Genomic DNA, 265 nt, shown 5'->3' on the forward strand with positions numbered 1-265 from the left:
ACCGAATGTTCCAATTGGGGCTAATTTCATAACGAGATTAACAAGATACATCATTAATTCGTTGCCCTGTTCAAGTAATGAATGGATACCTTGAACTCGTTTTCCTAAAATAGCTATACCGAGTCCAATCAATACGGCAAAGGCAATGATTTGTAACATGTTTCCGTCAGCCATCGCTTTTGCTGGGTTATCTGGTACGATATTTAGCAATGTGTCAACGAAAGATGTTTCAGTTTTTGCACCTTCATACTTAAGACCTTCTGTT

The 265-nt window shown here is 38.1% G+C and carries 1 protein-coding gene; it reads right to left on the reverse strand.

The annotated features are described in order from the left end of the window. A partial coding sequence (locus tag KVT27_RS24985; RefSeq protein WP_217582207.1) for a cation:dicarboxylate symporter family transporter occupies positions 1-265 on the reverse strand: 265 nt, incomplete at both ends.

This window comes from Lysinibacillus sp. GbtcB16, from assembly GCF_019091145.1.
GTDB classification, from domain to species: Bacteria; Bacillota; Bacilli; order Bacillales_A; family Planococcaceae; genus Lysinibacillus; species Lysinibacillus fusiformis.